The sequence below is a fragment of the Streptomyces seoulensis genome, from assembly GCF_004328625.1.
Taxonomy (GTDB): Bacteria; Actinomycetota; Actinomycetes; order Streptomycetales; family Streptomycetaceae; genus Streptomyces; species Streptomyces seoulensis.
In genome coordinates this window covers 5,186,961-5,212,431 of sequence record NZ_CP032229.1, presented here as the reverse complement: position 1 = coordinate 5,212,431, position 25,471 = coordinate 5,186,961, and the positions used below count along the sequence as shown (strand labels likewise).

The 25,471-nt window shown below is 71.7% G+C and carries 21 protein-coding genes; 4 read left to right on the top strand and 17 right to left on the bottom strand.

The genetic code is table 11. From position 1 onward, the window contains the following. Nucleotides 1-20: 20 nt before the first annotated feature. Nucleotides 21-1,169 carry a S1 family peptidase gene (locus D0Z67_RS23910; RefSeq protein ID WP_031183619.1) on the bottom strand — a complete coding sequence of 383 codons (1,149 nt, stop codon included), beginning with the start codon at nucleotides 1,167-1,169 and terminating at the stop codon, nucleotides 21-23. A gap of 309 nt (nucleotides 1,170-1,478) precedes the next feature. On the opposite strand from D0Z67_RS23910, the gene D0Z67_RS23905 reads away from it, so the two are divergent. Next, nucleotides 1,479-2,150 carry a hypothetical protein gene (locus tag D0Z67_RS23905; protein ID WP_031183620.1) on the top strand — a complete coding sequence of 224 codons (672 nt, stop codon included), beginning with the start codon at nucleotides 1,479-1,481 and terminating at the stop codon, nucleotides 2,148-2,150. A gap of 54 nt (nucleotides 2,151-2,204) precedes the next feature. Here D0Z67_RS23905 and D0Z67_RS23900 read toward each other — a convergent pair whose 3' ends face one another. The 9 genes from D0Z67_RS23900 to D0Z67_RS23860 all read right to left on the bottom strand — a co-directional run bounded on the left by D0Z67_RS23900 (nucleotide 2,205) and on the right by D0Z67_RS23860 (nucleotide 12,981). Next, complete coding sequence (locus tag D0Z67_RS23900; protein ID WP_031183621.1) at nucleotides 2,205-3,734, bottom strand: NCS1 family nucleobase:cation symporter-1; 1,530 nt, start codon at nucleotides 3,732-3,734, stop codon at nucleotides 2,205-2,207. 135 nt (nucleotides 3,735-3,869) lie between these two features. Then, nucleotides 3,870-4,889, bottom strand: coding sequence for a TIGR03842 family LLM class F420-dependent oxidoreductase (locus D0Z67_RS23895; RefSeq protein ID WP_031183622.1), 1,020 nt, complete (start codon nucleotides 4,887-4,889; stop codon nucleotides 3,870-3,872). 11 nt (nucleotides 4,890-4,900) lie between these two features. Further along, a complete protein-coding gene (hydA, locus tag D0Z67_RS23890) occupies nucleotides 4,901-6,304 on the bottom strand; it encodes a dihydropyrimidinase (protein ID WP_031183623.1) in 1,404 nt (467 codons plus the stop codon). A gap of 91 nt (nucleotides 6,305-6,395) precedes the next feature. Then, a complete protein-coding gene (locus D0Z67_RS23885) occupies nucleotides 6,396-7,238 on the bottom strand; it encodes a nitrilase-related carbon-nitrogen hydrolase (protein ID WP_031183624.1) in 843 nt (280 codons plus the stop codon). A gap of 177 nt (nucleotides 7,239-7,415) precedes the next feature. Further along, complete coding sequence (locus D0Z67_RS23880; protein ID WP_031183625.1) at nucleotides 7,416-8,990, bottom strand: PucR family transcriptional regulator; 1,575 nt, start codon at nucleotides 8,988-8,990, stop codon at nucleotides 7,416-7,418. A 16-nt stretch (nucleotides 8,991-9,006) separates the two neighbouring features. Continuing rightward, nucleotides 9,007-10,314 carry an aspartate aminotransferase family protein gene (locus D0Z67_RS23875; protein WP_031183626.1) on the bottom strand — a complete coding sequence of 436 codons (1,308 nt, stop codon included), beginning with the start codon at nucleotides 10,312-10,314 and terminating at the stop codon, nucleotides 9,007-9,009. Further along, a complete protein-coding gene (locus D0Z67_RS23870; protein WP_031183627.1) occupies nucleotides 10,311-11,153 on the bottom strand; it encodes a nitrilase-related carbon-nitrogen hydrolase in 843 nt (280 codons plus the stop codon). Before D0Z67_RS23870 ends, D0Z67_RS23875 begins: the two co-directional genes overlap by 4 nt. Next, complete coding sequence (locus D0Z67_RS23865) at nucleotides 11,090-12,640, bottom strand: hypothetical protein (RefSeq protein ID WP_338058807.1); 1,551 nt, start codon at nucleotides 12,638-12,640, stop codon at nucleotides 11,090-11,092. Before D0Z67_RS23865 ends, D0Z67_RS23870 begins: the two co-directional genes overlap by 64 nt. A gap of 89 nt (nucleotides 12,641-12,729) precedes the next feature. Further along, on the bottom strand, nucleotides 12,730-12,981 hold the full coding sequence (locus tag D0Z67_RS23860) for a helix-turn-helix domain-containing protein (RefSeq protein WP_031183628.1): 252 nt from the start codon (nucleotides 12,979-12,981) through the stop codon (nucleotides 12,730-12,732). A 33-nt stretch (nucleotides 12,982-13,014) separates the two neighbouring features. On the opposite strand from D0Z67_RS23860, the gene map reads away from it, so the two are divergent. Both map and D0Z67_RS23850 read left to right on the top strand, forming a co-directional pair. Next, on the top strand, nucleotides 13,015-13,809 hold the full coding sequence (gene map / locus D0Z67_RS23855) for a type I methionyl aminopeptidase (protein WP_031183629.1): 795 nt from the start codon (nucleotides 13,015-13,017) through the stop codon (nucleotides 13,807-13,809). Between the two features lie 111 nt (nucleotides 13,810-13,920). Then, entirely contained in the window at nucleotides 13,921-16,488 is a 2,568-nt protein-coding gene (locus D0Z67_RS23850; protein ID WP_031183630.1) for an ATP-dependent Clp protease ATP-binding subunit, read from the top strand. 6 nt (nucleotides 16,489-16,494) lie between these two features. Here D0Z67_RS23850 and ggt read toward each other — a convergent pair whose 3' ends face one another. Then, nucleotides 16,495-18,297 carry a gamma-glutamyltransferase gene (ggt, locus tag D0Z67_RS23845; protein WP_031183631.1) on the bottom strand — a complete coding sequence of 601 codons (1,803 nt, stop codon included), beginning with the start codon at nucleotides 18,295-18,297 and terminating at the stop codon, nucleotides 16,495-16,497. 199 nt (nucleotides 18,298-18,496) lie between these two features. On the opposite strand from ggt, the gene D0Z67_RS23840 reads away from it, so the two are divergent. After that, entirely contained in the window at nucleotides 18,497-19,330 is an 834-nt protein-coding gene (locus D0Z67_RS23840; protein ID WP_031183632.1) for an alpha/beta fold hydrolase, read from the top strand. A 15-nt stretch (nucleotides 19,331-19,345) separates the two neighbouring features. Here D0Z67_RS23840 and D0Z67_RS23835 read toward each other — a convergent pair whose 3' ends face one another. From D0Z67_RS23835 to D0Z67_RS23810, 6 genes are read right to left on the bottom strand one after another with little or no spacing between them, the layout of a single operon-like run. Further along, nucleotides 19,346-20,638, bottom strand: a complete 1,293-nt coding sequence (locus D0Z67_RS23835; RefSeq protein WP_031183633.1) for a sulfate adenylyltransferase subunit 1 — start codon at nucleotides 20,636-20,638, stop codon at nucleotides 19,346-19,348. A gap of 2 nt (nucleotides 20,639-20,640) precedes the next feature. Continuing rightward, nucleotides 20,641-21,576, bottom strand: a complete 936-nt coding sequence (gene cysD, locus D0Z67_RS23830; protein ID WP_131589700.1) for a sulfate adenylyltransferase subunit CysD — start codon at nucleotides 21,574-21,576, stop codon at nucleotides 20,641-20,643. After that, nucleotides 21,573-22,184, bottom strand: coding sequence for an adenylyl-sulfate kinase (cysC, locus tag D0Z67_RS23825; protein ID WP_078873479.1), 612 nt, complete (start codon nucleotides 22,182-22,184; stop codon nucleotides 21,573-21,575). The genes cysD and cysC overlap by 4 nt, the downstream gene beginning before the upstream one ends. After that, nucleotides 22,177-23,502, bottom strand: coding sequence for an MFS transporter (locus D0Z67_RS23820; RefSeq protein ID WP_051887898.1), 1,326 nt, complete (start codon nucleotides 23,500-23,502; stop codon nucleotides 22,177-22,179). Before D0Z67_RS23820 ends, cysC begins: the two co-directional genes overlap by 8 nt. Nucleotides 23,503-23,522: 20 nt before the next feature. Continuing rightward, nucleotides 23,523-24,287 carry a class I SAM-dependent methyltransferase gene (locus D0Z67_RS23815; RefSeq protein WP_051887897.1) on the bottom strand — a complete coding sequence of 255 codons (765 nt, stop codon included), beginning with the start codon at nucleotides 24,285-24,287 and terminating at the stop codon, nucleotides 23,523-23,525. A 47-nt stretch (nucleotides 24,288-24,334) separates the two neighbouring features. After that, nucleotides 24,335-25,468, bottom strand: a complete 1,134-nt coding sequence (locus D0Z67_RS23810) for a hypothetical protein (protein WP_051887895.1) — start codon at nucleotides 25,466-25,468, stop codon at nucleotides 24,335-24,337. Between the last annotated feature and the right edge of the window lie 3 nt (nucleotides 25,469-25,471).

Sequence of the window (25,471 nt, the reverse complement as noted above, 5' to 3'; positions counted from 1 at the left end):
CCGTCGTGCGAGAGCGGAAATCAGGCCGTGTGCAGAGTCAGCCCGTACCGGCTCAGGATCTCGTTGATCGGCTGGAACCAGGTCTCGCCGCCGCTGGAGCAGTTGCCCCAGCCGCCGGAGGTGACGCCCTGGGCCTGGTCGCCGCTGATGAACGAGCCGCCTGAGTCACCGGGTTCGGCGCACACGTTGGTCTTGGTGAGCTGGTGCACCGCGCCCTGGCTGTAGTTGACGGTCTCGTTCAGCGCGAGGACGCTGCCGCAGTGCCAGTGGCTGGTGGAGCCGGAGCGGCAGATGGAGGTGCCGGGAGGCGCCACGTTGGAGCCGCGCACCAGCTGGTCGGAGGTGGTGCCCCAGCCGAGCACGACCGGTACGGTCCACCAGCCGCTGCCCACGTTGACCCAGGCGTAGTCGTTGTCGGGGAACGACGAGCCCTGGAAGTTGCCGACGTAGGACTGGTCCCAGCCGTACACGGCGGCGGAAGGCTGGCCGCAGTGCCCGGCGGTGACGAAGCCGCCGTACACCGAGAAGCCGATGGAACAGCGGACGTTGCCCGTGTAGTACGGGTCGCCGCCGACCGTGCCGGCCGCCAGGGTGCTCGCGGACCCGGCGACCTTGTTCACGGTGACGGGACCCGCCTTGCGGGCGCTCGCCAGGAAGCGCTGGACATCGTTGTCCGCGGCCTTGGTGCGGACGACGTCGATCACGACGGACCCGGTGCTCGGGTCGGCGTGCCAACTGGTCACGGACCTGGGCGCCTTGAGGCGGTCGACGCGCGCCTTGGCCGCGTTCAGCTCGCGGGCGCTGCGCTCCGCCGTGCGTACGGTGACCCCGGCGTCCCGGAGCTTCTGGCGGACGCTCGCGGAGGCGTCGTCGGTCACGGCCACGGTCAGCCGGTTGCTCTTGGCGTCGAACCAGGACCCGCCGTAGGCGGCACCGGCGGTGGCGCGGGCCTTCGGGTCGAGGCCGGTGGCCGCGCGTTCGGCCTTGAGGCGGGCCTCGGCCTGGGACTTGGTGAGCCCGAAGTCGTGCTGCATCGCGGTCAGCAGGCTCTTGGAGGCGGGGGCTTCGCCGGCGTTCTGCGCGGCGGCGGGGAGGGTGCCCGCCGCGGAGAGGCCGCCGAGCACGAGGAGTGCGGCTGCGGCGGCGCGCATGACTTTCTTGCGTCTCATGGGGAGTTGCCCTTCGTCGTTCCAACGAGGTGGGGGTGGAACAGCCGATTTCTGAGAGCGCTCTCATCAGTGCGGGGCAGAGCCTAGCGGCACCTCCACAACAGGTCCATGCCAATCACACGCCCTCTGTCCCCGGCGTGGGGACGGCGGGGATATGAGCGGTATGCGCCTCCTCGGCGTCCGGGCCGCGTCACGGCGTGAGTACGCAGCGAGTTCGGGCTTCCGTGGTGCGGACCCCTCGTGTGAGACTGGCGTCCCCCCGTCCCTGCGGACCCCTTCCGTCACCCCCTCTCCCACGAGAAGTGCGCCGTGAGTCCTCTGCCTCTGCCGCTCGCCCTCACCGCTCGACTGTCGCCGGTCGTCGTGCTGGCCGTCGCGGGCTGGGCCCTCAGCTCGGGTCCCGCCGCCACCGCCAACTCCGGTCCCACGCCCGCGAGTCAGGCGTCCTCCGGCGCCTCAGCCGCTCCGGGTCCGTCCTCCGCCGCGCCCGCCGTGAAGACGTACGACGCCGCGCCCGCGCCCTGCACCGGGGTGCCCGTGGCCACCGTCAAGTCCCTGGTGCCCGGGGCGAAGACGGCCGGCAAGGAGATACCGTCCACCGACTCCGCGCTGCGCCGCACCTGTTCGTGGAACGCGCTCAAGGGCTACGACTACCGCTGGCTGGACGTCTCCTACGAGGTGGCCGCCTCCGACGACGCGGCAAAGAAGGAGTACCAGCAGCGGGTCGCCGAGAAGAGCGGCGGCGGGCCCGTGCCGGGGCTCGGTGACGGCGGCTACTCCGTCGTGAACCTGAACACCGAGGACAAGCAGCAGACCCGCGAGGGCGTGGTGCTGGCCCGTGCCGCCAACGCGCTGGTGGTCGTCACGTACAGCGGCAGTGACTTCGAGAGCAAGAAGGCGCCGGAGACCGCCGAGATCAACAAGGGTGCCATCAAGGCGGCCAAGGACGCGGTGGCCTCGCTGCGCGGCGGCGCCAAGTAGCCGAGTAACGGCAGAGCCCCGGCAGTCGGTCGACCGCCGGGGCTCTCTCCGTCGTCAGGCGGCAGCCGGCCTCCTCCTGCCGCTGGCCAGCGTCAGCACCACGTACAGCACCATGGACGTGCCGAGGCCGACCGCCCAGCCGTAGTCGGCCAGCGGGCGCAGGGCCGGGATCGGGCGGCCGTCGATCAGCGGATGGAAGTCGGCGCCGCCGACGGCGAGGACGCCGCCCACCACGAAGGCGGCCACCGCCCGCCAGTTCCAGCCGCCCGCGTACCAGTACCGTCCGCCCGCCCGGTACAGGTCGGCCAGGTCGAGCCGGGTGCGGCGCAGGAACCAGTAGTCGGCGACCAGGATGCCCGCGACCGTACCGAGCAGACCGCCGACCAGACCGAGCCAGGTGAAGATGTAGCCCTGCGGGTCGGAGTAGAGCCGCCACGGGAAGATCAGCACCGCGAGGACGGCGGTGATCAGTGCGCCGGTGCGGAAACTCACCTTGCGCGGGGCGACGTTGGAGAAGTCGAAGGCCGGGGAGACCAGGTTGGCCGCGATGTTCACGGAGAGGGTCGCCACCAGCACGGTGACCAGGGCGTAGATCAGGCCCACCACGTTGTCGGTCTTGGCGGCGAGCTGGACCGGGTCCCAGACCGGCTCGCCGTACACCGCCTGCGAACCCGAGGTGACCAGCACCGACAGGAACGCGAACAGGGTCATGGTCGTGGGCAGGCCGAACGCCTGGCCGAGGGTCTGGGCGCGCTGGCTGCGGCCGTAGCGGGTGAAGTCGGGGATGTTCAGGGAGAGGGTGGACCAGAAGCCGATCATGCCCATCAGGGAGGGCCAGAACAGCTTCCAGAAGTCGCCGCCCCAGCCCAGCTTGGACGGCTGGTCGAAGAGCGGGCCGACTCCCCCGGCCTGGTCGCTCATCCACCACAGCATCACGAACGCGCCGACGATCACGAAGGGCGCGGCCCAGTTCTCGAAGCGGCGGATGGTCTCCATGCCCCGCAGGATGATGGCCACTTGGAGCGCCCAGAAGATGGCGAAGGAGAGCCACATGGTCCAGGCGTAGCCGCCGATGTGCGCGGCGCCGGACCAGCTGTCGCCGATCAGCTTGCCGGCCAGGAAGAAGATGGCCTCGCCGCCGATCCAGGTCTGGATGCCGAACCAGCCACACGCCACCAACGCCCGTACGACGGCGGGCAGGTTGGCGCCGCGCACCCCGAAGGAGGCGCGGGCGAACACCGGGAAGGGGATGCCGTACTTGGGTCCGGCGTGCCCGGTGAGCAGCATCGGCACCAGCACGATCAGGTTGGCCAGCGCGATGGTGAACACGGCCTGTTTCCAGTCCATGCCGACCGCGATCAGGCCCGAAGCCAGCGTCCAGGAGGCGGTGTTGTGGGCCATGCCGACCCACAGCGCGGAGAAGTTGTACGTCGTCCAGGTCCGCTTGGCGGCCGGTACGGGAAGCAGGTCCTCGTTGGCGTAGGGGCCGCTGGGCGCGGGGGCGCCGGGGGCGATCTCCACCCGGCCGTCGGTGAGGGTGACTTGGGCGGAGGGTGGTATGGCCGTGGGTGCGGTTTCGGTCATGGTGCAGGCCAATCGGATGGGAGGGTCGGGACAGGCCGTGCGGGGGGGGGTGCGCCGTAAGGGTTCCGTACGGGCGTCCTGGCCCCCTTCCGCGCGCGGGGCGCGGGAAGGGGGAGTTCGATTCGCCTGCCGTGCTCAGGCGTTGACGGCGGGGATCACCTTCGAGCCGTAGGCGTCGATGGTGGCCTCCTGCGCGTCGTGCATGTCGTACACCGCGAACTGGTCGACGCCCAGGGCCCGGAGCGCGTTCAGCTTCTCGATGTGGTCCTTGACCGGGCCGATCAGGCAGAAGCGGTCCACGATCTCGTCGGGCACGAACTGGGTGTCGGGGTTGCCGCTGCGTCCGTGGTGGGCGTAGTCGTAGCCCTCGCGGGCCTTGATGTAGTCGGTCAGTTCGTCGGGGATCTGCGCGGAGTGCTCGCCGTAGCGGGACACGAGGTCGGCCACGTGGTTGCCGACCATGCCGCCGAACCAGCGGCACTGTTCGCGGGCGTGGGCGAGCGCCTCGGGCGAGTCGTCGTCGGTGACGTAGGCGGGGGCGGCCACGCAGATGGTGACCTCGTCGGGGTCGCGGCCGGCGGCGACGGCGGCGTCCTTGACGGCCTTGACCATGAACTCGGTGAGGTAGAGGTCGGCGAGCTGGAGGATGAACCCGTCGGCCTCCTCGCCGGTCATCTTCAGCGCCTTGGGCCCGTACGCGGCCATCCAGACGGGGAGTTCGGCGCCCGGCTTCACCCAGGGCAGGCGGATCGGGGTGCCGCCGAGGTCGGTCTCCTCGCCCCGGCCGAGGGCGCGGATGACCTTCATGGCCTCGCTGATCCGGGCCAGGGTGTTGGGCTTGCGGCCCGCGACGCGCATCGCGGAGTCCCCGCGCCCGATGCCGCACACCGTGCGGTTACCGTACATGTCGTTGAGGGTGGCGAAGGTGGACGCGGTGACCTCCCAGGTGCGGGTGCCCGGGTTGGTGACCATCGGGCCGACGGTGAGCCGGTCGGTCTGGGCCAGGATCTGGCTGTAGATGACGAACGGCTCCTGCCAGAGCACGGCCGAGTCGAAGGTCCAGCCGTAGGTGAAGCCGTTGCGCTCGGCCCGCCGCATCAGGTCGACGACGCGGGAGGCGGGCGGGTCGGTCTGGAGTACGAGACCGAAGTCCATGGGCACCACTCCTAGTTGAGGTACTGACAGGTGGAGCGCGGGGTGTACACGCCGTGCCCGGCGCGGCCGGTGTACTCCCGCTCGGTGATCACGGGGACGCCGCGCGAGAGGACCGTCTCGACCCGGCCGGTGATCCGCTTGCCCTCGTACGCCGAGTAGTCGACGTTCATGTGGTGCGTCTCGGCCGAGATGACCTGCTCGGCGTGCGGGTCGTAGATCACCACGTCGGCGTCCGCGCCGGGGGCGATGGTGCCCTTCTTCGGGTACATGCCGAACATGCGGGCCGGGGTCGCGCAGGCGATCTCGATCCAGCGGCGGCGCGAGATGTGGCCGTCGACCACGGCCTGGTGGAGGAGGTCCATGCGGTTCTCCACGCCCGGCATCCCGTTGGGGATCTTGGAGAAGTCGCCCCGGCCCAGCTCCTTCTGGCCCGAGAAGCAGAACGGGCAGTGATCGGTGGAGACCACCTGGAGATCGTTGGTGCGCAGGCCCCGCCAGAGTGCGGCCTGGTGGTCGCGGGTACGCAGCGGGGTGCTGCACACGTACTTGGCGCCCTCGAAGTCCGGCTCGGCGAGGTTGTCGGTGGACAGGAAGAGGTACTGCGGGCAGGTCTCGCCGAAGACGTTCAGCCCCTCGTCGCGGGCCCGCGTCAGCTCGGCCACCGCCTCCTGCGCCGAGACGTGCACCACGTACAGGGGGGCGCCGGCGACCTGGGCCAGCTTGATCGCGCGGTGGGTGGCCTCGGCCTCCAGCAGGGCCTTGCGGACCTCGCCGTGGTAGCGGGGGTCGGTCTCGCCGCGCGCGAGGGCCTGCTCGACCAGGACGTCGATGGCGATGCCGTTCTCGGCGTGCATCATGATCAGCCCGCCATTCCCGGCGGCGCGCTGCATCGCGCGGAGGATCTGGCCGTCGTCCGAGTAGAAGACGCCCGGGTAGGCCATGAACTGCTTGAACGAGGTCACCCCCTCCTCGACCAGCAGGTCCATCTCCTTGAGCGTCTCCTGGTTCACATCGGAGACGATCATGTGGAAGCCGTAGTCGATGGCGCAGTTGCCCTCGGCCTTCTGGTGCCAGGCGTCCAGGCCCTCGCGCAGGGTGCCGCCGACGTTCTGGATGGCGAAGTCCACGATGGTGGTCGTGCCGCCCCAGGCCGCGGCCCGGGTGCCGGTCTCGAAGGTGTCGGCGGCGTAGGTGCCGCCGAACGGCATCTCCATGTGGGTGTGGCCGTCCACGCCGCCGGGGATGACGTACTTTCCGGTGGCGTCGATGGTCCGGTCCGCGGTGAACGCCTCGGCGGCGGCAGTGCCTGTGGCGGCCAGAGCGGCGATTCGGCCGTCCTCGATGAGTACGTCGGCGTGGATCTCGTCGGAGGCGGTGATGACGAGTCCGTTCCGGATCAGCGTGCGGCGGGACATGGGGTCCTCTCCTGGTGGTCCGCTGCGGGTGGTTCGTGGCTTGTCGCGCTCACGCGGCGGCAGCCGCATATCGATGCGGTCCCGCGCCCCTTCAGGGCGCGGTCAGCGGGCCGTACGCGTTCGGCTCGCGGTCCCTGTAGAACTGCCAGCGGTCGCGGACCTCGCGGAGCTTGGCCATGTCGAGGTCGCGGACGACGAGTTCGGTCTCCTTGTCGCCGGCGACCTCGCCGACGAACTGGGCCTCGGGGTCGACGAAGTACGTGGTGCCGTAGAAGTCGTTGTCGCCCAGGTCCTCCACGCCAACCCGGTTGATCGCGCCGACGAAGTACTCGTTGGCCACGGCCGCCGCCGGCTGCTCCAACTGCCAGAGGTAGCGGGAGAGTCCGCGCGAGGTGGCCGAGGGGTTGAAGACGATCTCGGCGCCGGCCAGGCCCAACGCCCGCCAGCCTTCCGGGAAGTGGCGGTCGTAGCAGATGTAGACGCCGATCCGGCCGACGGCGGTGTCGAAGACGGGCCAGCCGCTGTTGCCGGGACGGAAGTAGAACTTCTCCCAGAACCCCTGGACTTGCGGGATGTGGGTCTTGCGGTACTTGCCGAGGTAGGAGCCGTCCGCGTCGATCACGGCGGCGGTGTTGTAGAGGACGCCGGGCTGCTCCTCCTCGTACATCGGCAGCACCAGGACGATGCCCAGTTCCTTCGCCAGCGCCTGGAAGCGGCGGACGGTGGGGCCCTCGGGGATCTGCTCGGCGTACTCATAGAACGCCTTGTCCTGGACCTGGCAGAAGTAGGGGCCGTAGAACAGCTCCTGGAAGCAGAGGACTTGGGCGCCCTGGGCGGCGGCGTCGCGGGCCGCCTGCTCGTGCACCTGGATCATGGATTCCTTGTCGCCCGTCCAGGCCGTCTGGAAGAGGGCGGCGCGGATCACTCGGCTCATCGGGACCTCCGGGTCGCTCGGTGTGCGGGGGCTTCCGACGCCCGCTCCTGGAGCCTAGGAAGGCCGGGCGGCCGGTTTGAGTGGCACGGTGTCACGTCTGCGGGGTGCGGGCGTGGCACCGTGTCACGTTGTGCCGTAACCATGTTTCACCGCCGTTTTCGCAGGTCGTGGCATGTTTCAGCCCTGTTGCGCGTCGTGCGCGAGGAGTGCGATGTGCACGGAGGCCGCCTGTTCGAAGTCGTCCAGGTCGATCCCGAGCCGCGCCTGTATGGCCTCCAGGCGGCGGTACAGCGCGGGCCGGGAGACGTGGTGGAGCTGGGCGGTGCGGGACTTGTTGCGGCCGGTCGCCAGGTAGGTACGCAGTACGTCCAGCAGCTCGCCCTCGCCGCCGCACAGCAGGCCGTCCAGCTCGCGTTCGGCGAAGGACTGTACCTGGGGGTCGTCGCGCAGCAGCCGGATCAGCCCGCGCAGATGCACGTCCCGCAGCCGGACCACGGCCGGCCGGTCCAGGGCGGCCCCGGCGACCGCGTCCGCGACGTGCCGGGCCTCGCGCAGCCCGGCGGGCACGTCGTCCCAGCAGGTGCGCGGGTCGGCGGCGGCGACCACGGCGTCCGGCAGCTCGGGGGTGCGCAGCCGGGCGGCGAGACGGCCGGTGAGCGCCTCGGCGTCCTGGTCGCGGGCGAGGCTGAGCAGTACGGCACTCGCCCCGTCAGCCAGCTCCGCGACCAGCCCGGTCAGGCCCAGCGTGCGCAGCACCCGGTCCAGCAGCTCGGGTTCGGCACCGGGCACGACCAGCGGCACGAACGTCCGCCGGTTGACGGGGAGTCCGGCCGCCCGCGCCCTGGGGAGCAGGTGCCGGGCCGGTACGGTCCCGGAGGCGAGGTCGGTCAGCAGACCGTGCGCGGACTGCTCCTCCCAGGTGCGGCCGGAGGCGCCGCCGAGCATCCGGTGCAGCACCAGCGCCTCGGCGGCCCGGTCCGCGAGCAGGCGCCCGGTGGCGGAGTCGCCCCGGTAGCCGCACAGCAGCAGCCGGCCCCAGCATTCCCCGCGCCCGCCCAGCTCGGCGCGGACCCAGCCGTCGCCCTCGCTGCCTCCGGCCTGCCGGGCGATGCGCTCCCAGTCGCGCAGCACGTCGTCCACGGCGGGCCGCTCCCCCGCCGTGGCGAGGACCCGGTGCGCGAGGTTGGTGAGGACGACCGGGCACCCGGAGTGCTGTGCGACCTCGTCCAGCAGGCGTTGCAGCGGGGCGCCGGAGGTGATCAGCGCGGTGAGGCTCGTCCGGACGGACTCGGAGAGGCTGACGGCGGCGAACTTGGCCCGTACCAGCCGGGATTGGACCTCCTCGGTCAGTTCGGCGAACGGGAAGGGCCGGTGCAGCACCACCAGTGGCAGCCCGCACCGCTCGGCGGCCCGGCGCATCACCTCGGGCGGCGTGGGGAAGGCACGGCCGAGCCCGAGGACCACGGCGGCGGCCTCCGCCCGGTGCAGCGACTGGATGTACGCGGCCTGCTTGGCCTCGTCCCCCGCGAGCAGCACCCCGGTGGTGAGCACCATCTCGCCGCCGGTGAGCATCACGCCTACGTCGGCGGCCTCGGCCACGTGCACCCAGCGCACCGCCCGGTCGAGCCCGTCGGCCCCGGCCACCACCTCGGGCTCCCCGGCGAGCACCCGCTCCAGCGTGAGCACCTGCCGGACGGACAGGGCCGGTTCCTCCGGCCGGGACGCGTGCCGGAAATCCGAGGTCATGGTCATCGGCGGTACCTCGTTCCTAGTACGTGCTCCCCGGCGCGTCCCCGTAGGTGCCCCTCAGCGCGTTCCCGAGGATCGCCGCGCCTTCCTCGGCCTCCGCGACGGTGAGCGTCAGCGGCGGGGCGACGCGCAGGGCGCTGGTGTTGTAGCCGCCGCCCTTGCCGATGAGCAGGCCGCTGCGGCGGGCCGCTTCCAGGACGGCGGCGGCCGCGGCCGGGTCGGCCTCGTCGGTGCCCGGCTTCACCAGCTCGATGCCGATCATCAGCCCCCGGCCGCGCACCTCGCGGACGCCGGGCAGCCCGGCGGTGACCCCGCGCAGCAGCTCGATGAGCAGGCCGCCGACCCGGCGGGCGTTGCCCTGGAGGTCGTGTTCGAGGTGGTAGCCGAGGTTGGCGAGCCCGGCGGCCATGGTGATCTGGGTGCCGCCGAAGGTGGAGATGCTGTTGGCGTCGACGCAGTTCATGATCTCGGCGCGGGCGATCACCCCGCCGATGGACATGCCGTTGCCGATGCCCTTGGCGAAGGTGACGATGTCCGGCGGGCCGTTCCGGTCGTGCGCCTGCCAGCCCCAGAAGTGCTCGCCGGTACGGCCCCAGCCGGTCTGGACCTCGTCGGAGATCCACAGGACGCCGTGCTCGTCGAGGACTTCCTTGAACGCCGCGTACAGCCCGTCCGGCGGGGAGGTGAACCCGCCGACGCCCTGGATGGGTTCGGCGATCAGCGCGACCGGGGGCCGGGTCTGGCCGAGGAGGTCGCGCAGGTCGGCCACGCAGGCGTCGATGAAGGCGCGGTCGTCCAGGTCGGCGTAGGGGCCGCGGGTGCGGACGCCGCCGTGCACGTACAGGGTCTGGAGCGGGGAGAGGGAGGTCGGGGACCAGGTGCGGTTGCCGGTGATGCCGACCGCGCCGAAGGACCGGCCGTGGTAGCTGTTGCGCATCGCCACGACCGTGTTGCCCTGGCGGTAGGTGGTGGCGAGCAGCATCGCCGTGTCGTTGGCCTCGGTGCCGGAGGTGGTGAAGAAGACCCGCGCGTCCGGGATGCCGCTCACCATGGCGACGCGCTCGGCCAGTTCGACCATCGGGCGGTCGAGGTAGAGGGTCGAGGAGTGGATGATCCGCCCGGCCTGCTCGGTCACCGCCTTGGTGACCTCGGGGAGCGCGTGCGCGGTCATGGTGGTGAGGATGCCGCCGAAGAAGTCCAGGTAGCGGTTGCCCTGGGCGTCCCAGACGTGCCGGCCCTCGCCGTGGGTGATCTCCAGCGGGTCGTCGTAGTAGAGCGCGAGCCAGTCCGGCATGACCTTGCGGTGGCGGGCGTAGAGGTCGTTCACGGGTTCACCAGCCCCTCGTAGGCGTCGGGGCGGCGGTCGCGGTAGAACGCCCACTGCTGCCTGACCTCGTCGATGAGGTCGAAGTCCAGGTCCCGGACGAGGAGTTCCTCGGTCTTGTCGTCCCCGACCTCGCCGACGAACTGGCCGCGCGGGTCCACGAAGTACGACGTGCCGTAGAAGTCGTTGTCGCCGTACTCCTCCTGGCCGACCCGGTTGATGGCGGCGACGAAGTACTCGTTGGCGACGGCCGCCGCCGGCTGCTCCAACTGCCAGAGGTGGGAGGAGAGTCCACGGTGGGTGGCGGACGGGTTGTAGACCAACTGGGCGCCATTGAGTCCCAGTTGGCGCCAGCCCTCGGGGAAGTGGCGGTCGTAGCAGATGTAGACGCCGACCTTGCCGACCGCCGTGTCGAAGACGGGCCAGCCGAGGTTGCCGGGTTTGAAGTAGTACTTCTCCCAGAAGCCCTTGACCTGCGGGATGTGGTGCTTGCGGTACTTGCCGAGGTAGCTGCCGTCGGCGTCGATCACGGCGGCGGTGTTGTAGTAGAACCCGGAGCCGTCGACCTCGAAGACCGGGACGACGATCACCATGCCGGTCTCGCGGGCCAGTTCCCGCATCCGGGTCACGGTCGGGCCGTCCGGGACCGGTTCCGCCCAGCGGTAGTGCTCGGGCTCCTGCACCTGGCAGAAGTAGGGGGCGTTGAACACCTCCTGGAACCCGATGATCCTCGCGCCCTGGCGCGCGGCCTCGCGGGCGTACTCCTCGTGCTTCTCGATCATGGACTCGGTGTCGCCGGTCCAGGTGGCCTGAACCAGTGCGGCACGTACGACGTTGGCCATGAGCTGCTCCTTCGACGCGGCGTCCGAGCCTCTACGCCCGTAGAAACGGGCCGTAGAGGGACGAAAGTAAGCCTCTTGGACGCCCTTGCCAAGACCATCGTCGGCAACCCGCTGATTCGGCCCCGATTCACACCCCTGCGGGTGAGCGGGGTGCCGGTCAGGGGGTGATCCCGGCGGCGCGGAGTGCGTGGAGGAGGTCCCGGTGGTGGTCCTCGGAGACGTGCCGGGCCGCGTCGAGGAGGAGGGGGGGTGAGGCGGTCGGGGTCGGGGGCGGCGAGGCGGGCCGCGTCCTCGGGGGTGCGGGTGCGGAGGCAGGCGTCGAGGAGGGTACGGGCGTCGCGGGTGCGGCCCACTTCCTGGAGTCGCGCCACTGCGGCGCCGGTGTCCTCCGGCGGGCGGGCGGCGCCCTCGCGGAGCAGGCGGTCGGCATCCTCGGGGCGTCCGGCTGCCGTCAACGCGGCTGCCGCCACGACCAGTTGCTCCGGGGGCAGGGCCGCCGCCTCCCAGCGGAGGGTGGTCCAGTCGGCGTGGGCGAGGGCGTCGGCGAGGAGGGGGAGGCGCACGGCGGGCCAGCGGGCGGCTTCCGCCAGGAGCGTGTACGCCTCACCGCCGCGGCCTGCGGCACGGAGGGCGGCGAGGCGCGCGACGGCTCCGGCCACGGCGCGGTGGTCGTCGGGGTGGGGCACGAAGCCGACCGCCTCCTGTCCCTCACCCTCGGCCCCGGCCTCGTCCTCGGCTCCCGCGAAACGGGCGCCCCGGAGGTCGGAGGTGGCCTGCGGGGCGCCGGGGAAGGTCAGGGGGGCGGGAATCTCGTCGTCCAGGCCCGCGAAACGGGCGCTGCCACGGCGGCGCTTGCGGGGCTTGGCGGCGGGTTCGGCGGCCGGGTGGCCTTCGGCGGGGCCGTTCGGCGCGAAGTCGGACATGGACGCGCGAGAGGTACCGCCGGCCGCCCCCTGGACCGGCACCCTCACCTCCGGCGCCCCCGGGCGGTCGATCCGCGCCAGCCGGTCCCGCAGCTCCGCACACCGCGCCGTCGCCCGGTGCCGGGCGTCCCGCGCCCAGGCCAGGTCGACGCGGAGGGCCTCCTCCTCGGCCTCCGTCCTCGCCCCGGCGAGGCGGTGGGTCAGCGCGGCCTCGCGTTCATCGGCGTCGTGGCGCTCGCGGAGGGTGGCGCGGAGGCGCCGGGTCAGGGTGTCGTGGACGCCGGGGCGGGCGTCGTACGCGGTGAGGGCCGCCGTGTGCAGCACGCGGGCACGCTCGCGCTCGGCGAGGGCGGCCACGGAGCCGTACGTCGCCGCGAGGTCCCGCAGCAGCGCGTCGACCACGTCCCACGGCGGCACCTCGCGCCCCTCGCGGCAGGCACGCATGCCGTCCGGGTCACGGTGCCAGAAGACCCCGCACCAGCCCGCGTTCTGGTCGAGGCGGGACAGGAGGCCGTCCAGGTAGGACCCGAACTCCCCCGCCACCGCCGTGAGTTGTTCCGCCACTTACCGGCTCCCGCCCGTCGGCCAGCACTGCGGGAGCCAGGCAACACCAGCCGTGTTACGGGCCTGCTACGCACGGTTTGCGGAACGGCTCAGACCGGGACCGGCGCGCAGCGGACGATCAGCTCGTCCATGGAGAGGCCGAGGGCCCGCGCGAGCGCCGCCACGGTGAAGAAGGCGGGGGTCGGCGCCCGGCCGGTCTCGATCTTGCGGAGGGTCTCGGCGGAGATTCCGGCGACCGCGGCGACCTCGGTCATGCTCCGCGGACCGCGCGCCTCGCGCAGCAGCCGACCGAGCTGTTCGCCGCGCTCGCGCTCTTCGGGGGTCAGGGGGGTGCGCACCATGGCACCCATTCTAATACCGGTATAGTAATTGGCATGGTTGAACTCAAGACGGACGCCTCCATCGAGTCCATGCACGCGGCCGGCCAGGTCGTCGGCCGTGCCCTGACGGCGGTACGGGAAGCCGCCGGCGTGGGCGTGAGCCTGCGGGAACTGGACGAGGTCGCCCGCGCGGTCCTACGCGAGGCGGGCGCGACCTCGCCCTTCCTCGGCTACCGGCCCTCCTTCGCGCCGACCCCCTTCCCGGCGGTGATCTGCGCCTCGGTGAACGACGCGATCGTGCACGGCATCCCGACCGCTTACCGCCTGCGGGACGGCGACCTCCTCTCCGTGGACTGCGGCGCCCTGCTGGACGGCTGGGCCGGTGACTCTGCGATCAGCTTCGTGGTCGGCCGCCCGCGCCCCGAGGACCTGACCCTGATCGACACCGCCGAGCGGGCGCTGGCGGCCGGCATCGAGGCGGCGGTCGTCGGCAACCGCATCGGCGACATCGCCCACGCCATCGGCACCGTGTGCCGCGCCGCCGGATACGGCATCCCCGCCGACTTCGGCGGCCACGGCATCGGACGCGAGATGCACGAGGACCCCGGCGTACCGAACGAGGGCCGCCCCGGGCGGGGCATGCCGCTGCGCCACGGGATGGTCCTGGCGATCGAACCGATGCTGATCGCGGGCGGCCGGGACGGCTACCATCCCGACCCCGACGGCTGGACCCTGCGCAGCGACGACGGCTCCCGCGCGGCCCACGCCGAGCACACTGTGGCGATCACGGACGCGGGTCCGCGCGTCCTGACGGCCCGCGAGCCGGTACGGCAGGGCGCGGGCTCGTAACGCGGGACCGGCTGCGGGTGCCCTTCCCCCCGGGGCGTGCCATCGTTTCAAGAGCGGCCGATCCGGGGTACCCGGCCGCTCCGCACGCGTCGTCTGCGAAGGACGGAAACGATGACCAGCGGCTACATCGGCCCCGAGGGCGACCCCTTCGGGGAGTTCTTCTCCCGCTTCTTCGGCGGCACCGGGAATCCGGGCCAGCCCGGCGGCCCCCGCCAGGTGGACATCGGCCGCCTGCTGAGCCAGCCCGCGCGCGAGCTGGTCAAGGGGGCCGCGCAGTACGCGGCGGAGCACGGCAGCCGGGATCTGGACACCCAGCACCTGCTGCGCGCCGCCCTGTCCAGCGAGCCCACCCGCAGCCTGCTCAGCCGGTCCGGGGCGAACCCGGACTCGATGGCCACCGAGATCGACGGCCGTGCCGGACCCGTGCAGCACCCGCCGGGCAAGGTGCCGCCGACCGCGCTCTCCCTGACCCCGGCCGTCAAGCGGGCGCTGATGGAGGCGCACGAGATGGCACGGGCCAGCGGCGCCGGGTACATCGGCCCCGAGCACGTGCTGAGCGCCCTCGCCATGAACCCGGACTCGGCCGCCGGGCACATCCTGCACGCGGCCCGGTTCAAGGCGGAACCCGCACCGCCCGAGGCGCCGGAGACCGCCCAGGGCCGCCAGGACCGCCCCCGGCCCACGACCACACCGACGCTGGACAAGTACGGGCGCGACCTGACCGAGCTGGCCCGCGAGAACCGGATCGACCCGGTGATCGGCAGGGAGAAGGAGATCGAGCAGACCATCGAGGTGCTGTCCCGGCGCGGCAAGAACAACCCGGTGCTGATCGGTGACGCGGGCGTCGGCAAGACCGCCGTGGTCGAGGGGCTGGCGCAGCGCATCGCGGACGGGGACGTGCCCGAGGGCCTGGAGGAGCGCCGGGTGGTGGCGCTGGACCTGACCGCTGTGGTGGCCGGCACCCGCTACCGGGGCGATTTCGAGGAGCGCCTGAACAACATCGTGCAGGAGATCCGCGCGCACTCGGACAAGCTGGTCGTCTTCATCGACGAGCTGCACACCGTGGTGGGCGCGGGCACCGGCGGCGAGGGCGGCGCGATGGACGCGGGCAACATCCTCAAGCCCGCCCTGGCCCGCGGCGAGCTGCACATCGTCGGCGCGACCACGCTGGAGGAGTTCCGGCGGATCGAGAAGGACGCCGCGCTGGCCCGCCGCTTCCAGCCCATCCAGGTGCCCGAGCCGTCCGTGGAGGACGCGCTGGAGATCCTGCGCGGGCTGCGCGACCGCTACGAGGCCCACCACCAGGTCCGCTACTCGGACGAGGCGCTGGCGGCTGCCGTGGAGCTGTCCGACCGCTATCTCACCGACCGGCGACTGCCCGACAAGGCCATCGACCTGATCGACCAGGCGGGCGCGCGGGTACGGCTCGGCGCCCGGACCAAGGGCGCGGACGTACGGGCGCTGGAGCGCGAGGCCGAGCAGCTGGTCCGGGACAAGGACCAGGCGGTGGCGGACGAACAGTACGAGCAGGCCACGCAGTTGAGGGACCGGATCGCGGACATCCAGCGGCGGATCTCGGAGGCGGCGGACGACGGGGAGGCCGTCGAGGGGCAGAACCTGGAGGTGACGGCGGAGGCCATCGCCGAGGTGGTGTCCCGGCAGACCGGGGTGCCGGTGAGCCGGCTGACCCAGGAGGAGAAGGAGCGCCTGCTCGGCCTGGAGCAGCATCTGCACGAGCGGGTGGTCGGCCAGGACGAGGCGGTCAACGTGGTCGCGGACGCCGTACTGCGTTCCCGCGCGGGGCTGTCCAGCCCGGACCGGCCGATCGGCAGCTTCCTGTTCCTCGGTCCGACCGGGGTCGGCAAGACCGAACTGGCCCGCGCGCTGGCCGAGTCGCTGTTCGGCAGCGAGGACCGCATGGTGCGGCTCGACATGAGCGAGTACCAGGAGCGGCACACCGTCTCCCGGCTGGTCGGGGCGCCGCCCGGTTACGTCGGCCACGAGGAGGCGGGCCAGCTCACCGAGGTGGTGCGCCGCAACCCGTACTCACTGCTGCTGCTGGACGAGGTGGAGAAGGCGCACCCGGATGTCTTCAACATCCTGCTCCAGGTGCTGGACGACGGCCGGCTGACCGACGCCCAGGGGCGGACGGTGGACTTCACCAACACGGTCATCGTGATGACCAGCAACCTGGGTTCGGACGTCATCACCCGGCGCGGCGCGGGGATCGGGTTCGGGCCGGGCGGCGCGGACGCGGACGAGGAGGCGCGGCGGGAGCAGATCCTGCGGCCGCTGCGGGAGCACTTCCGGCCGGAGTTCCTCAACCGGATCGACGAGATCGTGGTGTTCCGCCAGCTCACCCCCGAGCAACTGCGCCGGATCACCGACCTGTTGCTCAACGGCACCCGCGAACTCACCAGCGCCCGGGGGGTGAGCGTGGACTTCACCGACGCGGCCGTGGACTGGCTGGCCGAGCGAGGCCATCAGCCGGAGTACGGCGCCCGCCCGCTGCGCCGCACGATCCAGCGCGAGGTGGACAACCAGCTGTCGCGGCTGCTGCTGAAGGGCACGGTGGCCGAGGGCGGCGAGGTGACGGTCGATGTGGCGGACGGGCGGCTGGACTTCCGGGTCCAGGGCCAGGAGGCCCAGCCGGCCGAGGCGCGGCGCGAGGGCGCCTGAGTCCCGTCAGCCCGTCGGGTTCACCACCATCGCGGAGCCGCCGCCGCGCCGGGTCGTCTCGGCGGCGGCCAGCCACTTCCCGTTCGGCAGCCGCTGGACGCCGGTGGCGGCGCCGATCTCGGGGTTGAGCTTGAAGCTGTGCCCGAGCTGTTCCAGCCGCTCGCGCAACGCGCTGTCGTACAGGGCGGGTTCGAGTTCGGTCTGGGCGGCGTTGCGCTGGCTGGCGCGGGGTGCGGCGATGGCGTCGACCAGCGGGAGTCCCCGGTCGACGAACTCGGTGAGGGTCTGGAGGACGGTGGTGATGATGGTGGCACCGCCGGGCGAACCGAGCGCCACGACGGGCTTGTCGTGCCGGTCCAGGACGATCGTCGGGGAGATCGAGGAGCGCGGGCGCTTGCCGGGGCCGGGCAGGTTGGGGTCGGGGACGCCGGGGCTCGCGGGGGCGAAGGAGAAGTCGGTCAGCTCGTTGTTGAGCAGGAAGCCCCGGCCGGGCACGGTGATGCCGCTGCCGCCGGTCTGCTCGATGGTGAGCGTGTAGGAGACGACGTTGCCCCACTTGTCGGAGACGGTGAGGTGGGTGGTGTTCTCGCCCTCGTACGTGGTCGGCGCGGTCTTGCCCTTGTTGGCGCAGGCGGCCGGGTGGCGGGGATCGCCGGGGGCGAGCGGGCTGGTCAGGACGGCGTCGGGCTTGATCAGGCAGGCCCGCGAGTCGGCGAACCGCTGCGAGAGCAGCTGCTGGGTGGGCACGTCCTCGAAGGCGGGATCCCCGACCCAGCGGCCCCGGTCGGCGAACGCGATCCGGCTCGCCTCGATGTACCGGTGCAGATACTGGGTCTCGCTCGCCTTGGAAAGGTCGCTCTTCTCCAGGATGTTGAGCGCCTCACCCACGGTGGTACCGCCGGAGGAGGAGGGCGCGATGGAGTACACCTTCAAGCCCCGGTACGAGGTGTCGGTGGGCCGCTGGAGCTTGGCGCGGTAGGCCGACAGGTCCTTGGCGGTCAGCTTGCCGGGGCGGGCGTTCCAGCCCGAAGCGGGGTCCACCGGGGGCTTGTTGACGGCTGCGAGAATGTCCCGGCCGAGGTCGCCCCGGTAGACCGCGTCGGCGCCCTTGCGGCCCAACTCCTGGTAGGTCTTGGCCAGATCGGGGTTCCTGAGGGTCGAGCCGACCTCGGGAAGCCTGCCCCCGGGCAGGAACAGCCTGGCGGTGTCCGGGAAGTAACGGAACCGGGTCTCGTTGGCGGCGGTCTGCGAGCGGAAGGTGTCGTCCACGGTGAAGCCGTCGCGGGCGATCCGCTCGGCCGGCCGCAGCACACGGGCGAGGCTGCTGGTGCCCCAACTGCGCAGTGCCGTCTGCCAGGTGGCGGGGGTGCCCGGAGTGCCGACGCTCAGTCCGCTGGTGACGGCATCCGCGAAGGCCAGCGGCTTGCCGTTCTCCAGGAACAGGTCGGAGCGGGCGCTGAGCGGGGCGGTCTCGCGGCCGTCGATGGTGTGCACGGTACGGGACTTGGCGTCGTAGTAGACGAAGTAGCCGCCTCCGCCCACGCCCGCCGAGTACGGCTCGGTGACGCCCAGCGCGGCGGCGGTGGCCACGGCGGCGTCGACCGCGTTGCCGCCGTTGCGCAGCACCTCGATGCCGGCCGCGCTGGCGTCGGCGTCGACGCTGGAGACCGCGCCTCCGTAGCCGACCGCCACGGGCACCTTCCCGCCGGGCCCGCCCGGTGCTGCCGGGGGCGGCGCGGCGGCGCCCATCGAGGCGACGGCGGCCAGAGCCACCAGCATCGCCGGCTTCCGCGTACCAGGACGACCCATCCGAACCTCCCGAGAGCACAGTCCGCGCAGCGTAACCAGATCCCCGAGGCCCCCGACAGTATGCCTCGGTGCCCGGGGCACCGCATGCCGATTCCGACTCGCTGTGCCGGGCTGACTCATATGGACGCGCCCGTGTTGCAGGCTCGGGGAGATGGCTTGATCATCCATGGTTCGGACAGCGACGACAGGGACGAAGCACATGCGTGAATGGCAGCTCGACCAGACCTATCGCAGCACGGCGGGGACCGTGCGCTGGAACAGCCTCGGGCAGCCCGGACAGGAACCCGTCGTGCTGCTGCACGGCACCCCCTTCTCCTCCTATGTGTGGCGTGACATCGCCCGGACGCTCGCCCGGCACCACCAGGTGTTCGTCTGGGACATGCCCGGCTACGGCCAGTCGGAGAAGTTCAAGGGGCAGGACGTGTCCCTGGCCGCCCAGGGCGAGGTCTTCACCGAACTCCTCTCCCTGTGGGACCTGGCCGAACCGACGGTGATCGCCCACGACTTCGGCGGCTGCGTCGCCCTGCGCGCCCACCTGCTGCACGGCGCCCGCTACCGGGCGCTGGCGCTTGTCGACCCCGTGGCGCTGGCTCCCTGGGGCTCTCCCTTCTTCCGGCTCGTCGGCGCCAACGCCGAGGTCTTCGAGGAACTGCCGCCCGCCCTGCACGGCGCGCTGGTGCGGGAGTACGTCGGCTCGGCCAGCGGTCCCGGACTGCACCCGGCGGTCCTGGACCGGCTCGTACAGCCGTGGCTCGACACCGAGGGGCAGGCGGCGTTCTACCGGCAGATCGCCCAGGCCGACCAGCGCTACACCGACGAGATCCAGGACCGGTACGGCGAGATCACCGTCCCGGCCCTGGTGTGCTGGGGCCAGGAGGACACCTGGATCCCGCCGGTCAAGGGCCGCGAGCTGGCCGCCCGCATCCCCGGCGCCCGGCTGGAGCCCATCGCGGGGGCCGGGCATCTGGTCCAGGAGGACGCGCCCGCCGAACTCACCGGCGCCCTGCTCGGCTTCCTCGGCCGGCTCCGCTGACCGGGCCCGGGGCCCTCAGTCCGCCATCCCGGCGCTGAGCGTGGTGCCGTCCGCCGGGTCGATGAGCAGGAAAGAGCCGGTGCGCCGGGAGGCCGCGTAGCCGTCGAGGGCGACGGGTTCGGCGGTGCGGACGACGACCCGGCCGATGTCGTTGGCGGTGAGCCGGCCGGGGCCGGCGTGCTGGGACAGGTCGTCGAGGGTGAGCCGGGAGGGGATGTCCTTGACGATCGCCGTGACGGTACGGGTCCCGTGCTTGAGCAGGACCCGTCGGCCCGGCACCAGCGGCTGGTCCGCGACATGGCACACGGTCGCGGTGACCTCGCGCGTCATCGGTGGCAGGTCGGCCGTGGGCGCGATGAGGTCACCGCGGGCCACGTCCACGTCGTCGGCGAGGGACACGGTCACGGACTGCGGTGCGAACGCGCTGTCCGCCCGCCTTCCGAGCACGTCGATCCCGGCGATGGTGGAGGTCCGCCCCGAGGGGAGCACCGACACGGGCTGCCCTACGTACAGCGAGCCGGAGGCGATCTGGCCCGCGTAGCCGCGGTAGTCGGGGAGTTCGGGCGTCTGCGGGCGGGTGACGTACTGGACCGGGAAACGGCCCGGTGCGCCTTCGGGGCGGCCGGCCGTGGGGACGTTCTCCAGGTGGTCCAGGACGGTGGGGCCGCCGTACCAGTCCATGTGCGCGGAGGGTTCGACCACGTTGTCCCCGGCGAGCGCGGAGACCGGGATGGCGGTGAGTTCGGCGATGCCGAGTTTCGCGGCGTACCGGGCGAACTCGTCGGTGATGGCGGCGAACACCTCCTCGGAGTAGCCGGCCAGGTCCATCTTGTTGACGGCGAGCACGACGTGCGGGACGCGGAGCAGGGCGGCGATGGCCGCGTGGCGTCGGGTCTGCTCGACCACCCCGTTGCGGGCGTCGACCAGGATCACGGTCAGTTCGGCGGTGGAGGCGCCGGTGACCATGTTCCGGGTGTACTGCTCGTGGCCGGGGGTGTCGGCCAGGATGAAGCGGCGGCGCGGGGTGGCGAAGTAGCGGTAGGCCACGTCGATGGTGATGCCCTGTTCGCGCTCGGCGCGCAGGCCGTCGGTGAGCAGGGCCAGGTCGGTGCTCTGCTGGCCACGGGCGCGGGAGGCGTGTTCGACGGCCTCCAACTGGTCGGCGAGGACGGACTTGGAGTCGTGCAGGAGGCGTCCGACGAGCGTCGACTTGCCGTCGTCGACGGAGCCGGCCGTGGCGAAGCGCAGAGTGTCGGTCGCGGTCGTGCTCAGGGTGGTGCTCGTGCCGGTACCGGTGCTCGGGGTCATGGTCAGAAGTACCCTTCCCGCTTGCGGTCTTCCATGGCGGCTTCGGAGAGTTTGTCGTCGGCGCGGGTGGCGCCCCGTTCGGTCAGGCGGGACGCGGCGATCTCGGTGATGACCGCTTCCAGGGTGGTGGCGTCGGAGTCGACGGCACCCGTGCAGGACATGTCACCCACCGTGCGGTAACGCACCAGCCGGATCTGGACCGGCTCGGTGTCCTTCGGCCCGCCCCACTCACCGGCGGTCAGCCACATGCCGCTGCGGGAGAACACCTCCCGCTCGTGCGCGAAGTAGATCTCCGGCAGGTCGATGCCCTCGCGGGCGATGTACTGCCACACGTCCAGCTCGGTCCAGTTCGACAGCGGGAACACCCGCACGTGCTCGCCGGGGGCGTGGCGGCCGTTGTACAGGTTCCACAGCTCCGGGCGCTGACGGCGCGGGTCCCACTGGGAGAACTCGTCCCGCAGGGAGAACACCCGCTCCTTCGCTCGGGCCTTCTCCTCATCCCGCCGGCCCCCGCCGAACACCGCGTCGAAACGCTCGCTCTGGATCTTCTCCGTCAGCGGCAGCGTCTGCAACGGGTTCCGGGTCCCGTCGGGACGTTCCCGGAGCACACCCCGGTCGATGTACTCCTGAACGGAGGCCACATGGAGGCGCAGCCCATGTGCAGCCACCACACGGTCCCGGTACTCCAGCACCTCGGGAAAGTTGTGTCCCGTGTCCACATGAAGCAGGGAGAACGGCACCGCCGCCGGAGCGAACGCCTTCAGCGCGAGGTGCAGCATGACGATCGAGTCCTTGCCCCCGGAGAACAGGATCACCGGGTTCTCGAACTCCCCCGCCACCTCACGGAAGATATGCACCGCCTCCGACTCCAGAGCGTCCAAGTGGGAGAGGGCGTACGGGGTCTCCTGGGCCGTGCTGCGGGTCGCGGCCTGTGTCATGCCAGTCCCCTTTCCTGGAGCAGCGTGTGGAGGGAGGCCGCCGACTCCGGCACGGTCTGGGTGTGCGACTCGATGCGCAGGTCGGGGGCGGCCGGTGTCTCGTAGGGGTCGTCCACCCCGGTCAGGCCGGAGAGTTCACCGGCGGCCTGCCGGGCGTACAGGCCCTTCACGTCCCGTTCCGCGCATACCTCGACCGGAGTCGCCACATGGACCTCCAGATAGGCGGTGTCGGAGCGCCGATGGCGTGCGCGGACCCGCTCCCGGCTGTCGGCGTAGGGGGCGATGACCGGGACCAGGGCGACGATGCCGTTGCGGGCCAGGGTCTCCGCGACCAGCCCGATGCGCTGGACGTTGGTGTCGCGGTCGGCGCGGGAGAAGCCGAGGCCGGCGGAGAGGAAGGAGCGGATCTCGTCCCCGTCGAGCACCTCCACCCGGCGTCCGGCGCCGCGCAGCCGTTCGGCCAGCTCGTGCGCGATGGTGGTCTTGCCCGCGCTGGGCAGGCCAGTCAGCCACACGGTCGCGCCGGGCCAGCAGGCGCAGTAGCCGTGGCTGGTGTGGTGGCCGGGGGCGGGCGGGGTCTCGGGGGTCGCGGACAGGGTGTCAGGCATGACTGGTTTCCTTGTCGGATACGGACCTCGGGGCACGGCGGCCGACGAAGCTCGCGGCGGAGCCCTCGTGGGGCAGTTGCAGCACGAGGGCGCCCAGCACGACCGTGGCCGCCGCGATCACGGCGTAGTACCACATGAAGTCGCCGGTGACGTTCTTCAGGAACCCGGCGGTGTAGTTGCCGACGATGCCGCCGAGGCCCTGGGTGACGTTGGTGACGCCGAAGATGACGGTGGCGGCCGCTCCGGATGCGGACTTGGAGACGTAGGCCGGCACCAGTCCGTAGATCGGGTAGAAGGCCAGCGCGAAGAGGACGCCGGAGACCATGGGCACGTAGCCGACCGGGGCCAGGACGAGCAGCAGCGCCGAGGTGAAGAACATGGCGTAGCAGAGCAGCATCGAGCGGCGCACGCCGATGCGGTCCGAGAGCCAGCCGACGGCGAAGCCGGCGCCCATGCCGATGACGGCGATGGTGCCCCAGACCTGGGCGGCGAAGTGGATGTCGAAGCCGAGTCCTTCGCGCAGGTAGGGCGAGAGGTAGTTCTGGAACGGCATGCAGGCGAACCCGTTGAGGAACTTGATGATCCAGACGATGACCACCCAGCGGACCAGCACCATGCGCCAGCCGGCCCGCGCGCTGGTGGTGTCGGCCGCGGCGTCCTCGTGCTCCCCTGCCTGGTTGTCGGCCTGGTTCTCGGCGGGGCTGTAGAACAGGCCGTACCGCTTGAAGGCGTAGGCGGCGACCGCCGTGACGGCCAGGGTGCCCAGGCCCACGCAGTACCACAGGCCGCGCCAGTTGCCGGAGCCGACGAAGGACGGCACGAGGAGGCTGTTGACGAAGACGCCGTAGCTGGTGCCGCTGGAGATCAGCCCGAGCACCTTGCCGCGGTGCCGGTAGTCGACGACCCGGCCGACGATCTCCACCAGGGGGACGTACACGGAGGCGGCGGTGCCGCCGAGGATGGTCAGCAGGACGCCGATGAGCACGATGCTGTCCGTCATCGGGATCAGCACGAGGCAGATTCCGCACAGCACGGCCGAGCCGATGGTGACGGTGCCTCCGCCGAGCCGGGTCGACACCCAGGTGCCCAGCAGCGCGAACGCGAGGAAGCCCAGCTGGCCGGCGGCGGTGACCGTGCCGACCACGGTGTAGCCGAAGCCCAGGTCGTCGCGCATGTCGGTGACGATCTGCGCGAACAGGTAGAACCCGAAGCCGTAGGTCGCGGCCACGAAGCTGGTGAGCAGGATGGTGATGACGAACGCGGCGACGGTGCGGTTCCGCTCCGGCCCCCGCCGTGGTTCGGTGACGGTGCTCGTCACGTGGTTCTCCTTACGCCTTGTCACGCCTTGCGGGCGACGTGGATCAGGAAGTCGGCCTCGTCGAGGTCGAAGTCCTGCTTGAAGTCGCCGAAGTCCTGGACCGATTCGAAGCCCGTGTCGCGCAGCAGGCCGTCCAGCTCGGCCGACAGGATCGGGTAGACCTCCAGGTGGTGCACGTCGCCGTCGGGGAAGTCGTAGCGGAAGCGGCACAGCCGGTCGTCGGCGTGGTCGACCGAGACGCTGACGCCGCTGCCGCAGTAGTAGTAGTTGCCGCTGCTCGTGTAGCGCTGCCGGCGCACGGAGTCGAAGTTGCGGTGGTCGACGATGAAGATCCCGCCGGGCTTCAGGGCCGCGTAGAACTGGGCGAGTACGGCCCGGCGGTCGGCCTCGTCGAACAGGTGCGGGAAGGAACTGCCCAGGCAGACCACCGCGTCGTAGGTGCCTTCCAGGCGGCCGGACAGCTCGCGCCAGTCGGAGCACAGCACGGGGAAGTCGTGGCCGTGGGCGGCGGCGTTGCGCCGGGTGCGCTCGACCATCGCCGCGCTGCCGTCGACGGCCGTCACGTCGAAGCCGTGGGCGGCGAGCATCACCGAGTGGTAGCCGGTGCCCGCGGCCGTGTCGAGGACGCGGTGGGCCTCGGCGCCGCCCAGGATCTCGACGAAGAAGCCCTGTTCGCCGTCGCGGCGCCGATTCCAGTCGATCAGGTCGTCCCAGCGGTCGACCAGGGACGCGCCGTACTGTGCGGCGCCCTCCTGAACCGGGTGGATCGTCCGTGCTGTGGTCATGGGAGCTCTCCAGGGGCAGGGTCGGGTCCGGGTGCGGGGCGGGGGCGTCAGACGCCGTGCCGGGCGGCGAACGCGGCGTACTTCGCGCCGAGTTCACGAGCCCACTCGGCGGACTCGTCGAGCTTCATGCTCGGGCAGTCGTAGCCGAGCAGGCGGCGCATGACGGCCATCTCGCGCTCGGCGAAGTGCACCGTCCCGTCGTCGTCGATGCGGTCGATGCCGTCGGCGCGCTGGCAGTCCTCGTTGAGGGCGACGGCGGTGGCCTCGTCGAGGTGGGCGGGCAGGTCGAGCACGGCGCCGTGCCGGTACACACGCACCGGGTAGCCGCCGGGGAGTCCGCCGGGGGCCGGGGCGTGGGCGCGTACGCCGCTGTCGGTGGCCAGGCCGTGCACCACGCGCACCACGGAGGACGCGGTGAGGAGCTGGCCCTCGATGCCGCCGATCCGTTTGAGCGGGCCGTCCAGCAGGCGGAACAGCTCACCGTGGTCGATGTCCCGGGCTTCGCCGCCGGTCAGCCGGACGTCCAGGTCGTAGGCGCCCCGGCCGGCGTCGCCGAAGCGGGGCACGTAGTGGCTGAAGTAGTGCTGGCTGGTGAGCCGCACCTCCACGTCGCCGGGGTCGGCGTCGAGCAGCATGGCGGCGCCGTGGGTGAGGGCCGGCACGATGTTGGCGACGTTGCCCGCGCCCACCGTCGGGGCGAGTCCCACCCGCTGGAGTACGGGTCCCACGGCGTCGGGGAAGGCCGCGTTGACGACCTTGGCGCCGGTGCCGGAGGCGTGCACCGCGCGCATCAGGAGGTGGTTGAGGGTGAGGTGCATCGGCAGCCAGGGGCCGAACTGGGCCTCGTCCAGCTCCTCGAAGACCGGCTTGGGCAACTGGGTGATCACCCGCCAGGACTGGAGGGAGGCGCCCATCACGATGATGTCGGGGCGTACCTCGGCGAGCGTGGCGCTGGTCGCGTCCACGTCCCACAGGTCCATGGCGACGGCCGTCGGGGGCGTGGGCGGCCGGCTGATGTTGGTGGCGGTGAAGCGGGCGAGGTTGGCCCGCCGGCGCAGCGCCTCGGGGTCGCGGCCGGCGAGCACCACGCGGTCGGTGGCGGGGTCGGCCAGCAGCATGTTGAGGACCCTCGCGGACAGGTCGCCCACGCCGACGAGCATGATGAGGGGCTTGGTCGTCACGGT

Coding starts and splice junctions, on each gene's coding strand:
- D0Z67_RS23815 (WP_051887897.1), bottom strand. CDS start 24,287: ATGACCACAGCACGGACGATCCACCCGGTTCAGGAGGGCGCCGCACAG.
- D0Z67_RS23895 (WP_031183622.1), bottom strand. CDS start 4,889: ATGGACTTCGGTCTCGTACTCCAGACCGACCCGCCCGCCTCCCGCGTC.
- D0Z67_RS23910 (WP_031183619.1), bottom strand. CDS start 1,169: ATGAGACGCAAGAAAGTCATGCGCGCCGCCGCAGCCGCACTCCTCGTG.
- ggt (WP_031183631.1), bottom strand. CDS start 18,297: ATGGGTCGTCCTGGTACGCGGAAGCCGGCGATGCTGGTGGCTCTGGCC.
- cysC (WP_078873479.1), bottom strand. CDS start 22,184: ATGCCTGACACCCTGTCCGCGACCCCCGAGACCCCGCCCGCCCCCGGC.
- D0Z67_RS23860 (WP_031183628.1), bottom strand. CDS start 12,981: ATGGTGCGCACCCCCCTGACCCCCGAAGAGCGCGAGCGCGGCGAACAG.
- D0Z67_RS23835 (WP_031183633.1), bottom strand. CDS start 20,638: ATGACCCCGAGCACCGGTACCGGCACGAGCACCACCCTGAGCACGACC.
- D0Z67_RS23870 (WP_031183627.1), bottom strand. CDS start 11,153: ATGGCCAACGTCGTACGTGCCGCACTGGTTCAGGCCACCTGGACCGGC.
- D0Z67_RS23900 (WP_031183621.1), bottom strand. CDS start 3,734: ATGACCGAAACCGCACCCACGGCCATACCACCCTCCGCCCAAGTCACC.
- D0Z67_RS23885 (WP_031183624.1), bottom strand. CDS start 7,238: ATGAGCCGAGTGATCCGCGCCGCCCTCTTCCAGACGGCCTGGACGGGC.
- D0Z67_RS23880 (WP_031183625.1), bottom strand. CDS start 8,990: ATGACCATGACCTCGGATTTCCGGCACGCGTCCCGGCCGGAGGAACCG.
- map (WP_031183629.1), top strand. CDS start 13,015: ATGGTTGAACTCAAGACGGACGCCTCCATCGAGTCCATGCACGCGGCC.
- hydA (WP_031183623.1), bottom strand. CDS start 6,304: ATGTCCCGCCGCACGCTGATCCGGAACGGACTCGTCATCACCGCCTCC.
- cysD (WP_131589700.1), bottom strand. CDS start 21,576: ATGACACAGGCCGCGACCCGCAGCACGGCCCAGGAGACCCCGTACGCC.
- D0Z67_RS23840 (WP_031183632.1), top strand. CDS start 18,497: ATGCGTGAATGGCAGCTCGACCAGACCTATCGCAGCACGGCGGGGACC.
- D0Z67_RS23850 (WP_031183630.1), top strand. CDS start 13,921: ATGACCAGCGGCTACATCGGCCCCGAGGGCGACCCCTTCGGGGAGTTC.